This window comes from Solihabitans fulvus (assembly GCF_008386585.1).
Classification (GTDB): Bacteria; Actinomycetota; Actinomycetes; order Mycobacteriales; family Pseudonocardiaceae; genus Solihabitans; species Solihabitans fulvus.
Map to the genome: position 1 here is coordinate 1 of NZ_VUOB01000074.1, position 13124 is coordinate 13124.

General features: G+C 69.7%; 13 protein-coding genes. 9 read left to right on the top strand and 4 right to left on the bottom strand.

Annotation, left to right across the window (positions count from 1 at the left end):
* The first annotated feature begins 310 nt into the window (after positions 1–310).
* From F0L68_RS45555 to F0L68_RS35020, 6 genes are all read left to right on the top strand, one after another.
* The gene (locus tag F0L68_RS45555) at positions 311–511 is read left to right on the top strand and encodes an Ada metal-binding domain-containing protein (RefSeq protein WP_223199427.1); all 201 of its coding nucleotides are present in this window, start codon (positions 311–313) and stop codon (positions 509–511) included.
* Positions 512–890: 379 nt separating this feature from the next.
* Positions 891–2075 (top strand): class I SAM-dependent methyltransferase, encoded by a 1185-nt coding sequence (locus F0L68_RS35000; RefSeq protein WP_223199408.1) that lies wholly within the window; start codon positions 891–893, stop codon positions 2073–2075.
* Entirely contained in the window at positions 2072–3487 is a 1416-nt protein-coding gene (locus F0L68_RS35005) for an iron-containing redox enzyme family protein (protein WP_149854187.1), read from the top strand. The genes F0L68_RS35000 and F0L68_RS35005 overlap by 4 nt, the downstream gene beginning before the upstream one ends.
* Positions 3475–3822, top strand: a complete 348-nt coding sequence (locus F0L68_RS35010; protein WP_188316997.1) for a Rieske 2Fe-2S domain-containing protein — start codon at positions 3475–3477, stop codon at positions 3820–3822. Before F0L68_RS35005 ends, F0L68_RS35010 begins: the two co-directional genes overlap by 13 nt.
* Positions 3823–3837: 15 nt before the next feature.
* Positions 3838–4770, top strand: coding sequence for an alpha/beta hydrolase (locus F0L68_RS35015; protein WP_149854189.1), 933 nt, complete (start codon positions 3838–3840; stop codon positions 4768–4770).
* Positions 4767–5378, top strand: a complete 612-nt coding sequence (locus tag F0L68_RS35020) for a LysE family translocator (RefSeq protein ID WP_149854190.1) — start codon at positions 4767–4769, stop codon at positions 5376–5378. Before F0L68_RS35015 ends, F0L68_RS35020 begins: the two co-directional genes overlap by 4 nt.
* A gap of 31 nt (positions 5379–5409) precedes the next feature.
* Here the strand turns inward: F0L68_RS35020 and F0L68_RS35025 are convergent, their stop codons facing one another.
* Both F0L68_RS35025 and F0L68_RS35030 read right to left on the bottom strand, forming a co-directional pair.
* The gene (locus F0L68_RS35025; protein ID WP_149854191.1) at positions 5410–6366 is read right to left on the bottom strand and encodes a pirin family protein; all 957 of its coding nucleotides are present in this window, start codon (positions 6364–6366) and stop codon (positions 5410–5412) included.
* A 218-nt stretch (positions 6367–6584) separates the two neighbouring features.
* Positions 6585–6887: a WhiB family transcriptional regulator gene (locus F0L68_RS35030; RefSeq protein WP_149854192.1), complete on the bottom strand. Its 303-nt coding sequence runs from the start codon at positions 6885–6887 to the stop codon at positions 6585–6587.
* A 258-nt stretch (positions 6888–7145) separates the two neighbouring features.
* Between F0L68_RS35030 and F0L68_RS35035 the strand changes: the two genes are divergently transcribed.
* The 3 genes from F0L68_RS35035 to F0L68_RS35045 all read left to right on the top strand — a co-directional run bounded on the left by F0L68_RS35035 (position 7146) and on the right by F0L68_RS35045 (position 10344).
* Complete coding sequence (locus F0L68_RS35035) at positions 7146–8840, top strand: ANTAR domain-containing protein (protein ID WP_188316998.1); 1695 nt, start codon at positions 7146–7148, stop codon at positions 8838–8840.
* Between the two features lie 266 nt (positions 8841–9106).
* Positions 9107–9550 carry an ATP-binding protein gene (locus F0L68_RS35040; RefSeq protein ID WP_149854194.1) on the top strand — a complete coding sequence of 148 codons (444 nt, stop codon included), beginning with the start codon at positions 9107–9109 and terminating at the stop codon, positions 9548–9550.
* Positions 9547–10344, top strand: coding sequence for an RNA polymerase sigma factor SigF (locus F0L68_RS35045; protein WP_149854195.1), 798 nt, complete (start codon positions 9547–9549; stop codon positions 10342–10344). The genes F0L68_RS35040 and F0L68_RS35045 overlap by 4 nt, the downstream gene beginning before the upstream one ends.
* 60 nt (positions 10345–10404) lie before the next feature.
* On the opposite strand, the gene F0L68_RS35050 is transcribed toward F0L68_RS35045, so the two are convergent.
* Positions 10405–12036 carry a TIGR03767 family metallophosphoesterase gene (locus F0L68_RS35050; RefSeq protein WP_149854196.1) on the bottom strand — a complete coding sequence of 544 codons (1632 nt, stop codon included), beginning with the start codon at positions 12034–12036 and terminating at the stop codon, positions 10405–10407.
* Positions 12036–13118: an ABC transporter ATP-binding protein gene (locus F0L68_RS35055; RefSeq protein ID WP_149854197.1), complete on the bottom strand. Its 1083-nt coding sequence runs from the start codon at positions 13116–13118 to the stop codon at positions 12036–12038. The genes F0L68_RS35050 and F0L68_RS35055 overlap by 1 nt, the downstream gene beginning before the upstream one ends.
* Positions 13119–13124: the final 6 nt, after the last annotated feature.

Genomic DNA, 13124 nt, shown 5'->3' on the forward strand with positions numbered 1-13124 from the left:
GAGGCCCTGGCGGTAGTCCTTGTCCGGCAGGGAGGGGATCCTGTCAGACCACAGCCTCCCAGACACAGCCACCATAACTAAGCAGCGACACGCTACTAGTGGTGCCGAAGCTAGTGATGGAGAAGGCGTCAGTGCGGAAGGCCGCAGCACAGCGGCGCAGCGGGCGGCCGCAGGCGAGTCGGGCACCGGGCGGGCGGGTGCGGGCACGGCCGGTTCGACCGACATCGGCGGCGGCTCGACTGGTCGGAGGCGTTCCTACCTCCTTTTGGGGGCGGACGGAAAACCCTTTGTCAGTCCGTCGCCGGGCACGTTGGGCGGTCATCGGCGACTGCGCATCTACGGCCGGCTGGACTGTCGGAGCGCGTTGCGGGCTATCGCCGCCGGGCACTACGTCCGACATCGGGTGTTCTTCGCCGACGAACGCACCGCGATCGCGTCCGGATACCGCCCGTGCGCGGTGTGCCTACCCGAGAAATATGCCGCCTGGAATAGGTTGAAATTGAGTCGATAAGGTTACGTTACGTAGTGGAGAACGGTAGTGATCGCATTACCGTGCGGCCACTCCCAGTGCAGCACAGGTGCACTCATTCAGAGCAGACAGCGCAATCGGTCGACTCGACAATCACCTTGTACGTCGCACAACGAATCACTTGGGACGTGCGCATCAGTTGATCAGTAACTCTCCGTTCGGCACGCGCGGCCACCGGAAGGACATCAGCACAGACACTGTCACCTGACCGGCGCAACTCGTCACACGCATTTTATGTTTCCGTGTGTGACCAGCTTGCTCAGATAACCGCGTCATGTTTCACTTGTAACGTTCCCGATTCAGGCGTGTGACGCGGTTCGGATGCATTAACACAGACTCCTGCATCCGTTCGGAGGGCAGCTTGTCATACAATTCTGTTGATATATCGAAGACGTTACCTGGGGGAGCATCAGCAGATAGCGCACATTTGCCTCAAGTTCACCAGGCCGATCGCTCGACGGCCCAACTTTCCGGTGAACTCGAAGATGTGCGGCTCGCCCTGGCCTCAGCAATGACCCAAATCACCGAGATGCGGCGGGGGGTCACGGCTGTCGACGAGTTTCTCCGCTCGCTGTCGACAACCGTTCTCAGCCGACCCGGGCACCCCGCCCCACCCGCCAACCCCGAGAGCATCTACCAGGAGGCCCTTCGACAGGTGCCTCGCTGGCATTTCTCGATGCTCAACGACATCGAACGGAACGACGCGTTCGCGGTCGCCCTGGAACGCCGGGTCAGACCGGGATCGCACGTGCTGGACATCGGCTCCGGCACCGGACTGCTGGCCATGATGGCCGTGCAGGCCGGCGCGGGGAAGGTGACCTCCTGCGAGGGCAACCCGCTCCTCGCCGAGATCACCAGGCGAGTGATCGCCGAGCACGGCCTGTCCGACAGGGTCACGGTTATCCCGCGCATGTCCACGGACCTCAGGGTCGGCGTCGATCTGGCCGAGCCCGCCGACCTGATCGTCTCGGAGATCGTGGACTGCGGCCTGATCGGCGAGGGCATCCTGCCGACGATCCAACATGCCAGGAAACACCTGCTCGCCCCGGGCGGCACGCTGCTGCCCGAACGGTCGACGCTGACCGCGGCACTGGTGGACAGCAAGGTCGTCGACGGCCTCAACCGCGTCACCTCGGCAGCCGGTTTCGACGTGCGGCTGTTCAACGAGGTGGCCACGAGGGGGCATTTCCCGGTGCGCCTGCCGACCTGGCCGCACCGGATCCTTTCCGAGCCGGTCGACCTGGTCTCCTTCGACTTCGAGCACGATTCCCTCGACGACGGTTCTGTCGATCTCTCCGTCCCGGTGCTCGCCGACGGCGTGGCGCACGGCGCGGTCGCCTGGTTCAGCATGGAGCTGGGCGGTGGAATCGTGCTGCGAAACTCTCCAGACAACCTCGGATCGCACTGGATGCAGGCATTCGTGCCGCTCCCTGAGCCGATTCCGGTCCATCGTGGACAGTCGTTCGAGTTCACAATCGAATGGCGCGAAGAACGTCTCTGGGCGACCTTCCCACAAGCGAGCGAGAGAGCAGAGGTAACGCGGTGAACTTTTCTCCTGTCTACCAACCTTTCGAGCTGAGCGCGGAGCAACTGCGAGAAGCCGCCCTGCATTTCGCGAGTAACCCGCTGTATCTCGACAACGAGGAGTGGGAGAACGACGACAACCCCTACCGCCGGCAGTTACGGCCGCAGGTCTTGCAGCACCTGGACTTCACCAAGAAGTTGTCGCGGAGCGAGATCCTGAACTACGAGAGCCTCGCCGCGCAGCGCCTGCTCACCACGATCTACGAGTCCGACCTGATGTTTCTCCCGCAGTCCGGCTTCGGCGAGAAGTACGAGGACTTCAAGCGGTTCTACAGTTCCACGAACCGCGCACTCGGCGAGATGATCCGACCCGCGCTCGAGCGTCACTCGTTCGGGTTCCTCGACGACGAGGTCGAGGTCACCGGCAAGTGGACCAGGGCGAGCCTGGAGGCGTTCCTGCGGGACCTGGAGAACGAGCAGCCCCAGCCCTCGCTGGCGGAGACCGCCATCGAGAAGTCCTCGGACCCGGCGCGGGCGGCCCGCATGTGGCTGATCCAGTTCATCCCGGACTTCATGTCCGAGGCGTCGCCGATGATCCGCAACGTGATGGGGCACTACGGGCCGGTGCAGTCGGACTGGTTCAAGGTGATCATCGACGAGTACGGCTACGGCGTGCACGACACGAAGCACAGCACGTTGTTCGAGAACACGCTGTCCTCGGTCGGGCTGCGCACGGACCTGCACCACTACTGGCAGTACTACCTGTCGAGCAGCATGTTGCTGAGCAACTACTTCCACTACCTCGGCAAGAACCACGAGCTGCTGTTCCGGTACCTCGGCGCGCTCTACTACACCGAGACGACGCTGGTGGACTTCTGCCGCCGCGCCGCGAACCTGCTCACCTCGGTGTTCGGCGAGGAGGCCGACGTCACCTACTTCACCGAGCACGTGCACATCGACACGCACCACGGCCGGATGGCGCTGGAGAAGCTGATCCTGCCGATCGTGGACGCCTGCGGCGAAGCGGTCATCCCGGAGATCGTGCGCGGCTTCGAGGAGTTCAAGGTCCTCGCCCAGGTCAACGACGAGGACTTCGCCGCGCAGATCGAGTGGATGGACGGCGGCCCGACCAACAAGGCGCTGCACGAGCCCGTGTGGGAGGGAATCCAGCAGGGGCGGGTCACGGCGCCGATCGCGGACCTCATCGAGCCGAGGGGCGAGTTGTCGAACACGCACTGCCACAACGGTGACGAGCTGTGCCACATCGTGTCCGGCACGATGAAGTTCGTCGCCGGCTTCAACTCGCACCAGATCCTCGAAGCCGGCCAGGGCACGGTGATCAGGAAGAACCGCCTGCACGGCGCGATCATCGAATCCGAGGAATGCGTCTACCAGATCCACTCCGTCGGGGACTACCGCGCATGCTTGTCCTGACCTTCGCGGTGTCCGGGGCGGGCAACTGCGTCGAGGTGGGCGGCGCGCCGTTCGTGTACGCGCGGACGACGCTCGGCTCCTTCGTGTTGCCCGCCAGGTGCAGCCACCGGGGCGGCCCGCTGCATCTGGCCAGGGTCGAGCCTGGTCGGGCGCGGCTGATCTGCCCGTGGCACGAGCAGGCGACGTCGGTGAAACGGTTGGCCAGAACGGGAATCCCCGCGGTGCGGCGGGGCGAGGTCGTCACGGCGGTGTTCGCCGACGCGACACCCGACAACTGGTCGACGGGGCATCTGCCGCTGTCGCCCGATCTGGACGGGACATCGGTGTCGGTCTGAGGCTGGAGGTCGTTCATGGGGTACGCCCCTGGCATGGCGGAGTTCGTCGGGCGTGCCGACGAGGTGATGCCGGCGGACTTCCACACGCTGCCGCTGGCCGAGCAGCGCCGCCGCTACGCGAGCCTCACCGAGGTGTTCCCCATCGAGCCACCGACGGACGTCAGTTGGACCGATGTGACGATCCGGCACGGGGATCACGCGGTGCCGGCGCGGGTGTACCGCCCGCACCGGCTGCGGAGCCGGGCGGTGCTGCCCTACCTCCGCGGCGGCGGTTTCGTGTTGGGTTCGCTCGACACGCATCACAGCCTGGTCGCGGAGCTGGCGGCCGCGACGGGCTGTCGCGCGGTGGCCGTCGATTACCGGGCCGCCCCCGAGCATCCCTTTCCCGCAGCGGTGCGGGACTGCTACCACGCGCTGTGCGGGCTGGCGTCGAGCCCGGAGGTCCTCGGGCTCGACGCCGCGCCAGACGCGGTCGTGGTCTGCGGGGAGAGTTCGGGGGCGAACCTGGCGGTCGCGGCGTGCCTGATGGCCCGGGATCTCGGCGGCCCGGTGCCGCGCGGCCAGGCGTTGATCAGCCCGGTGTTGGACTTCACCAGGTGGCGGCACGGCGGGGAGGACGCGCCGTTGCTCAGCGGCGGGGAGATGGAGCTCTACACCCGTTGCTACTGCCCGGATCCCGAGCAGGCCAAGGACCCGTATGTGTCGCCGCTGCTTGGCGCCGACTTCCACGGCCTGCCACCGGCCTACGTGGCCGGCGCGGAGCTGGACTCGCTGCTGCCCGACGCCGCCGCGTACGTGGAACGGTTGCGGGAGAACGACATTCCGGTGGAGTACGTGGTGACGCCCGGCGTGGTGCACGCGCCGGTCAGGGCCAGGCGGGCCAGCCTGGCGGTCGGGCGGATGTGGGACCGGTTCTGCGCCGCCGTCGGTCGACTGGCGCAGGCGTGATCACGGCAGCGTTCCTGCTCAGCTCGCTCGCGGTGATCATGACGCCAGGCCCCGACCTGGCCTTGATCACGCAGCTGGTCGTGCGGTACCGCAGGCGAGGTCCCGCGTTGGTCGCCGCGACGGGGATGATCAGCGCGGGCGCGGTGCAGGCGCTGCTGGGGTTCGTCGGGCTCGCGGTGTTGCTGCGGACGAATCCGGGGCTGTTCGCGGCGCTGCGCTGGGTCGGCGCGGCCGCCCTGTTGGTGTGGGGGCTGCTGGCGTTCCGCGCCGCGCTGCGGCCGGCCGCGCACGATCCCGCCGAGGCCGTCGTGCCGTCGCGGCGGGCGTTCCTCCAGGGGTTCCTGTGCACGGGATCCAACCCCAAGGTGGGGTTGTTCCTGATGGCGTTCCTGCCGCAGTTCGTGCCGCGCAGCGCGGCCCCGGCTCCGGCCATGGCGTTGCTCGGGGTCGTCTACCTGAGCATGGGCTTCCTGTGGCTGTTGACCTGGATCAACCTGGTGCATCCGTTGCGGCACAGGATGTTCGCGCCGACCTTCGTGCGGATCGCCGACGCGCTGGTCGGCGCGGTGTTCGTGACGTTCGCGGTGCGGTTGGCATTGGGCTGGTAGCGCCAACGCCAACCGCACCGGGAAACCGCGGTCAGACCCTCGTAGCCGGGATCGTGCCCATGCGGCCGGACTGGAAGTCCTCGAACGCCTGGACCAGTTCGTCCCTGGTGTTCATGACGAACGGGCCGTAGGCGGCGACGGGCTCGCCGATCGGCCTGCCGCCGAGGACGAGCACGTCGAGGTCGGGCTCCTTGCCGGACTGGGTCTCGGCCGCGTGCACGGTCAGCGCGTCGCCCGCGCCGAACACCGCGAGTTGACCCTTGCGGATCGGACGCTGCTCCGCGCCGACGGTGCCAGTGCCGGCGAGCACGTACACGAGGGCGTTGAAGTCGGCCCGCCACGGCAGCCGGAGCTGGGCGCCGGGGCTGACGGTCGCGTGCAGCAGGCTGATCGGGGTCTGGGTGGCGCCGGGGCCGGGGTGGCCGTCGATGTCGCCGGCGATGACGCGCACCAGGCTGCCGCCGTCCGGCGAGGACAGCAGCGCCACCTTGGCCGCCTCGATGTCCTGGTACCTGGGCTGGATCATCTTCTTGCTGCTTGGCAGGTTCACCCACAGCTGCACGCCGTGGAACAGGCCGCCAGACACCACGAGGTGCTCCGGCGGGGTCTCGATGTGCAGGATGCCCTGGCCCGCGGTCATCCACTGGGTGGCACCGTTCTCGATGACACCGCCGCCACCGATCGAGTCCCGGTGCTCCATGATCCCGTCGATCATGTAGGTGACCGTCTCGAAGCCGCGGTGCGGGTGCCACGGCGTGCCCTTGGGCTCGCCGGGGGCGTACTCGACCTCGCCCATCTGGTCCATGTGGATGAAGGGATCCAGGTCGCTGGTGTCGATGCCGGCGAAGGCACGGCGGACGGGGAAGCCCTCGCCCTCGAAGGCGCTCGGGGCGGTGGTCACCGACTTCACCCGGCGCTCGGTCGCGGTCGCGGCCGGTTCCGAGATCCTCGGCAGCACCAGTGGGTTGACCACCGTGACAGCTGGCATGGTCCTGCTCCTTCACGCTCGGGCAGGCACTTCACAGTCCCTGCGCGCCCCTCTCCGGGGTTCACCTCCCTCAACATAGTTGACGCTTCAATATTCCGCGTCGCGCCTTCGGGCGAATCCCGCAGGACCTGGGTCACACCCGTGACACCGACCACTGGGTCGGGGACCGAACGGAAGGATTTACCTGGTCAGACGATGCGCAGTCAGCCGATGCGCTGTCAGACGGCGTGCTGCCGGGCGAGGCGACGGCGGTCGACGATCATCGCGCGCCGCTCGGACTCGCCGAGCGCGCCCCACACGCCGTACTGCTCCTCCACCTGGAGTGCGTGCTCGCGGCATTCAGTCCGCACCGGGCACGCGCGGCAGATCGCCTTGGCCCGCTCCTCCCGCCGCTCCCGCGCCGATCCGCGTTCGGCGTCGGGATGGAAGAACAGCGTGCTGTTCGCCCCCCGGCACCGCGCCTGGAGCTGCCAGTCCCATTCGTCCGTGACCGGAACGGGCAGCCTACTGGTCTCGGTCATCGCACTCCCCTCCCTCCGACGAAGGCGCGACGCACTTCCCAGAGGAGACAGGGGACGCCGCGACCACTCCTCTCCTGGCTTTCCAGGACGGACAGGGTTCAAACCGATCAGCCGAGGCGATCTCGGCGATCGGGTGGTGATTCCGCCGAATCGTGGGCAGCGTCGGCCAATGGTGGGATACGACGTCACTCCAGCGGTGCTGGGCAGGCGGACCGGTTGCCTGACAGTGTGTCTGCGGTGGTGTGGTTGGAGGGCGGAGTGGTGGAACAGCAAGGGGCGGAGCAGCTTGCCGAGACGGTGGCGCGGTTGCGCGAGGAGTTGGCCGGGATGCGGGAGGGCCAGCGCGGGCGCGCCATCATCGAGCAGGCCAAGGGCGTGCTGGCGACCGCGTTGGGTGTGACCCCGGAGGCCGCCTTCGACCACCTCAGGACGCTGTCCAGGGCAGGCGACCGCAAGGTCGGGGAACTCGCCGCCCAGCTCGTGAGCGCGGTAGCGCCCGAGCCCGACCCGGTCGCCGTCGCCGAGCTGCCCCCGGCGACGGCCGAGCTGCTGCGCTCGGTGCGCCGGGGGCAGCCGCGCCCCGGCTCCTCGGCCGTCCGGGGCGTGGTGTCGCACCTGGTGCGCCACCACCGGCGCGGCGAGGAGGCCGGGGCGAGCGCCGAGGACCGCGCCGCGCTGCGGCTGGCCGTCGAGCGGGTGCGTGCCGCGGCCGACCCCGCCGACCTGTTGGCGGCCTTCCGCGCCGGCAGCGCGTGGCCGACCGAAGCGACCACCGACCTGCTGTACCTGCTCGAGCCCGACGGCGCGTTGCGCCTGCTCGCTGGCCATGGGTTGGAGCCCGGGGTGCTCTCCGCGTGGCGGCGCATCCCGACCTCGCTGGAGATGCCGCTCACGGTGGTCGCACGCTTCGGGCTGCCGCTGTTCTACGACGACCAGGACAGCGCCGTCGCGGCCTACCCGCAGACCCAGCAGCTCGGCGAGCCGCCGCACGCACTGGCGGTGCTGCCGCTGATCCGCGACGACCGGGTCACCGGGGCGCTGCGGCTCGGCTGGCCGCAGCCGCACCCCTTCACCGCCCGCGACCGTCGCTGTCTCGGCGCGCTGGCCGACGCGGTCGCCGGCTGGGTGGCCGACCACGGCACCGACACCGCCGCGTCCACGGCCGGGCCGCCAGCGCCCGACGCGGTGCTGGAGCCGCCGACGTCGGCGCTGACGATCGTGGTGGAGACCTCGCTGGACCCGATGCTGGTGCTCACCCCGCGCCGAGGGCGGGACGGGCGCAGCGAGGTGACGGACTTCCGGATCGACTACGGCAACAGGGCCGTGGTCGACGCGGACGGCCGCACCATCGAGGAGATCGTCGGGCGCAGCCTGCTCGAGCTGTATCCGTCGATGGCGGGCGGGCGGGTGTTCAACGCGCTGGTCGACGTCGTGCGGCACAACCGGCTCGCCGACATCGACCACCTCACGCCCGACCCGATCCTGGACGCGTCGCCGCTGGCCGGCCGCACCTACCGGATGCGGGCGGCGCGCCTGTGGGACGCGGTGCTGGTGACCTGGCATCCGGTGAGCAGGCCGGCGCCGTGGTCGGACCACACCGAGAACGAGGAGTTGTTGCGCAGCGCCGAAAAGGAGGACGTCGGCCTGTGGGTGTTCCATCCGGCGAGCGGGACGCTGCTCGGCAACCGGGTGCTGAGCACGATCCTCGGCAGCGACCCCGGCGGCGCGCCGGTCAAGCCGGAGGAGCTGCTGGTGCTGTTGGATCCGCGCGACCGCAGCCGCGCGCGGCGGGAGTTCCAGGACGCCGTGACCAGGGGAAACCAGCTGAGCACCGTGCTGAGGCTGGCCAGCGGGCCGGCCCGGCGGCGGCTGCACGTGACGGCCCGCCCCGAGTTCGACCGCGATGGCAACCTCGTGTTGCTGCGCGGGTCGAGCCGGCCGCTCGGCGACTAGCCTGCCAGGCCCCCAACGCGGCGCCAGGGCTCGTCGTCCCGGCTGTGCCCGTCGGTCCGCCTAGGCGGTGGCCGAGACACCAGGATCGTGATGTGCCGGCAGGTGTAGCCGCACCGTGCCAGGGGTATCCGGGTCGGGCGAGCCGAGCGAGAGGAGGCACGTCGGATGGTCGTCCAACTGGCACACCACGTAACGTCATGCCCGTCAGCAGGGTCGACCGTGCGCGCTGTGCCGCGGTCGTCGTGCACCGAGCAGGATGTGCCGAGGTGATCGTGCCCAGTTCCCGCCACAACAACCTGGAGCCGTCGAGTCCGATGTGGGATGTGGAGATTCGCGTACGAGCCAACCCGGAGCACCTGTCGACGGTCCGGGTGGTCGCCGGCGACCTGGCCATGCGCGCCGACTTCGACCTCGACGCGGTCGAGGACCTGAAGCTGGCCGTCGACCAGGTGTGCTCGACGCTGGTGGGTCTCGCCGTCGCCGAGTCGGACCTGACCTGCCGGTTCGAGGTGGCCGAGAGCGAGATCCGGGTGAGCGCCACGGCGGTCTCGGCGGGCGAGGCCCGGCCGGAGGACGACAAGTTCGGCTGGCGCGTGCTGACCTCGCTGACCGATTCGGCGCAGGTGGTGCAGCTGGGTGAGGCCGATCCCGGGAAGAACGGGGTGCGCGTCGAGTTCGTGAAGACGCCCTCGATGGCAGTCAACGGATGAGCCATCCGAAGTCGACGTCCCCGGCGCCCGACACGGCCAGACACGAGTACAGCCACCTCGCCCCGCTGTTCCTGCGCCTGGCGGAGCTGGCAGAGGACGACCCAGCCCGGGGCGAGGTGCGCGACGAGCTGGTCACCGGCCACCTGCCGTTGGCGCAACACATCGCGCAGCGCTTCAGCAACCGGGGCGAGCAGTCCGAGGATCTCGTGCAGGTCGCGACCATCGGCCTGATCAAGGCGATCGACCGGTTCGACCTGACGCGCGAGGTGGACTTCCTGTCCTTCGCGGTGCCCACGATCATGGGCGAGGTGCGCAGGCACTTCCGCGACACCAGCTGGTCCGTGCGGGTGCCGAGGCGGTTGAAGAACCTGCACCTGTCGATCAACTCGGCCGTCGGCGAGCTGTCCCAACAGCTCGGCAGGTCGCCGAGGCCGAGCGAGCTCGCCGCGCACCTCGACGTCTCCGTCGAGGAGGTCTACGAGGGCCTGGCCGCCGCCAACGCCCACCGCAGCACCTCGCTGGACGACCTGTTGGTCAACGACGACTCGACCAGCCTCGGTGACACCCTCGGCGAGCCCGATGTCGCGTTGGAGGAGATCGAGCAGCGGGAGGCCCTGCACCCATTGATCCAGCAGCTGCCCAAGCGGGAGCGGACGATCATCGTGTTGCGGTTCTTCGCGAACATGACGCAGACGCAGATCGCCGAGCAGGTCGGCGTCTCGCAGATGCACGTGTCCCGGTTGCTCTCCAGGACGTTGGCGAGGCTGCGCCGCGACCTCGCCGACGGGGAGTAGTCCAGGTCGCCGGGTCGACCGTCGCGCCGGCCCGGCGATCCGTTTGCCAGCGAACCGTTGTCAGCCAAAGGGGTGCGGCAGCAACAGCTCCACGTTGCGATCCGATGGCGTGCCGGCCCCGATGCTCTCGCGTGCCGCGTTGTCCCTTGTCTGCCAGTAGTTCGCGGCCAGCTCGCGGGACAGTGCGGCGAGCGCGATGGGATCCGCTTCGCCGGTCCAGGCAAGCGGGCCGACGTGGTCGAGCACGGTGCCGACGATCGACAGCGAGCCGTCCCGGTTGTCCAGCAGCTCGACGACCCTGGCCTGCTGCGGCCAGTCGATGTGCGACGCGGTGGTGACCTGCCAGAAACCGCCGGGCAGCACGGCGTTCTCGGCGCGCCGATGGCAGCGCACCGTGTTGGTGTGGGTGTGCCCGTTGACCCACAGCACGACGTTGGGGAACCGCAGCAGCAGGCGCAGCATCGGCTCGGCGAGCAGCCGACCTGACCCGTTGTCGTTGACGAGGCTGTCCAACGGGTGGTGGCTGAACAGCACGAACAGCCGGTCGGTCGCGTCGGGCTGGTCGACGAGCGAGCCGTCCTCGGCGAGGTGGCGGCGCGACCCCGCACGCAGCTGGTCCTCCAGCCACTCGAACTGCGCGAGGTCGAGCGAGCCCTCCCAGTGTCCGTGCGGGTTGACGGTGTCGAGGACGAGTCCGCGCACCACGCCGCTGTCGAAGGCGTAGTAGGCGGTGCCGTCGGCCACGTTGTCGTCGCCGAATCCGTGGCCGCGCGGCTTTCCGTCGGAGCGCAGGTGCTCGGCGACCCACTCGGTCCGCGTCACGTGCCGCCGCTCCGGGTCGGCGGTGACGGACACCATCGGGGATTTCGCGAGCGCGGCCACTGCGGAGGGCTGCGCGCTCGCCAAACCGAGCAGCAGCCCCAGTTCGTCGGCGCCCTCGGGCAGGCCGACCGCCTTGCGGGTGCCGACGGTGGCGCGCGCCAGTTCGACGGTCGGCGGCACGGTGCCCTGCACCATGTTGTCGTGGTTGCCGTGCACCGCGTACCACGGCATGGACAACCCGTTGGCCTGGAACGGTTTCGCGGCGGCGGCGAGCGCGCCGGGAGCCGTCGGGTAGCCGTACGCGGCGCGCGGCAGGTCGTCCGCGCAGCCCTCCGGCGTGCCGTCGGGATGCCAGTACCTGGTGTCGTAGGTGGCCGGATCGCTCGCGTGCACGCCCTCCCACCGGTTCGGGTCGCCCGAGCCGGGCCGCACCGTGCCGCCGTCGAGCACCGCGAGGTAGTTGCGCAACTCGTTGGCCTGGCAGGCATCCGTGGCGTCGCCGGTGGAGATCGCGAACGCCAGCGGCGTCGGCACGTCGTTGACGGCCCGGACCATGGCTTCCGCGACGTGCGTGGTGAACATCTCCTGCGGCCGGTAGGTGCCGACGGCCGGAACCTGCTGCCGGTGCAGGGAGTCCGGGTCCGCGTGGCGTTCGAGGAACTCCACGCGGGTCGGCGACTGCGCGTCCATCACGTGCAGGTCCGACAGGTGCGCGAAGGCCAGCACCGACACGCGGGTGTCGCCCCGACCCGGCGCGGCGGCGGCCAGGTCCTCGCGGACCACGTGCGGCTCGCCGGGGGCGGCCAACAGCCGCTGGTAGCCCCGGTCGTCCTTGCCCGCCCGGACAATGCGGCGACGCGCGGTGTCCACTACTCGCCCTCGGCGAGCAGCACGGGCTGCGGCGCGAACCGGACGGCGGCCTGTGCGCCCGGCTGGAGGTCGGCCGCAGTGACGCTTGGCAGGTCGGCCAGCAGCGTGGTGCCGTCGGGCAGCGTGGCGGTCACCCGCGTCACGGCTCCCCGGAAGCTGCGATCGCTCACCAGCGCCTGGCCATCGGCCTCGGCCGTGAGCGTGACGGATTCGGGCCGCAGCAACACCTTCACGAGTTGTCCGTCGCGTGCGCCGGCCGGTTCCGCCAACGTCAGCCGGTGGCCAGCGACCACGACCTCCTGCCCGGCGACGACACCGGGCACGTGGTTCATGGTGCCGACGAACTCGGCGACGAACGCCGTGGCCGGCCGCTGGTACAGCTCGGCCGGGGTGTCGCACTGCTCAAGTCGGCCCGAGCGCATCACGCCGACCCGGTCGGCGATGGACAGCGCCTCCTCCTGGTCGTGCGTCACGAACAGCGTCGTGATGCCGACCCGCAGCTGGAGGCGGCGGATCTCGTCGCGCAGCTGGGTGCGCACCTGGGCGTCGAGCGCGGACAGCGGCTCGTCGAGCAGCAGCACGCGCGGCTCGATGGCCAGCGCCCTGGCGAGCGCGACCCGCTGCTGCTGGCCGCCGGAGAGCTGGTGCGGGTAGCGGTGCCCGTGCGAGTCGAGGCCGACCAGCTCCAGCAGTTCCTGCGCGCGCCTGCGGCGGGTGGCGGCCGCGACACCGCGCAGCCGCAGCCCGAACGCGACGTTGTCGCGCACCGCGAGGTTCGGGAACAGGCTGTAGGACTGGAAGACCATGCCCATGTCGCGCTTGTTCGCCGGCACACCCGTCACGTCGCCGCCGTCGACGAGGACCTCGCCGGCGTCGACCTGCTCGAGGCCGGCCAGCACCCGCAGCGCGGTCGTCTTGCCGCAGCCGGACGGGCCGAGCAGGGCGACCAGCTCACCCGGCGCGATGGCCAGGTCGAGCCCGTCCAGCGCGGCGACCTCGCCGAACGAGCGGCGCAGCCCTCGGAACTCCACCGAGGTGCCCGCGCGCTTGACGGCCTCGGGTGCGGCTTCGGTAACAGTCATCGACAA

Excerpts from the sequence above, each read along its gene's own strand:
- F0L68_RS35025 (WP_149854191.1), bottom strand. The coding sequence starts at position 6,366 with ATGCCAGCTGTCACGGTGGTCAACCCACTGGTGCTGCCGAGGATCTCG.
- F0L68_RS35010 (WP_188316997.1), top strand. The coding sequence starts at position 3,475 with ATGCTTGTCCTGACCTTCGCGGTGTCCGGGGCGGGCAACTGCGTCGAG.
- F0L68_RS35045 (WP_149854195.1), top strand. The coding sequence starts at position 9,547 with ATGAGCCATCCGAAGTCGACGTCCCCGGCGCCCGACACGGCCAGACAC.
- F0L68_RS35015 (WP_149854189.1), top strand. The coding sequence starts at position 3,838 with ATGGGGTACGCCCCTGGCATGGCGGAGTTCGTCGGGCGTGCCGACGAG.
- F0L68_RS35055 (WP_149854197.1), bottom strand. The coding sequence starts at position 13,118 with ATGACTGTTACCGAAGCCGCACCCGAGGCCGTCAAGCGCGCGGGCACC.
- F0L68_RS35030 (WP_149854192.1), bottom strand. The coding sequence starts at position 6,887 with ATGACCGAGACCAGTAGGCTGCCCGTTCCGGTCACGGACGAATGGGAC.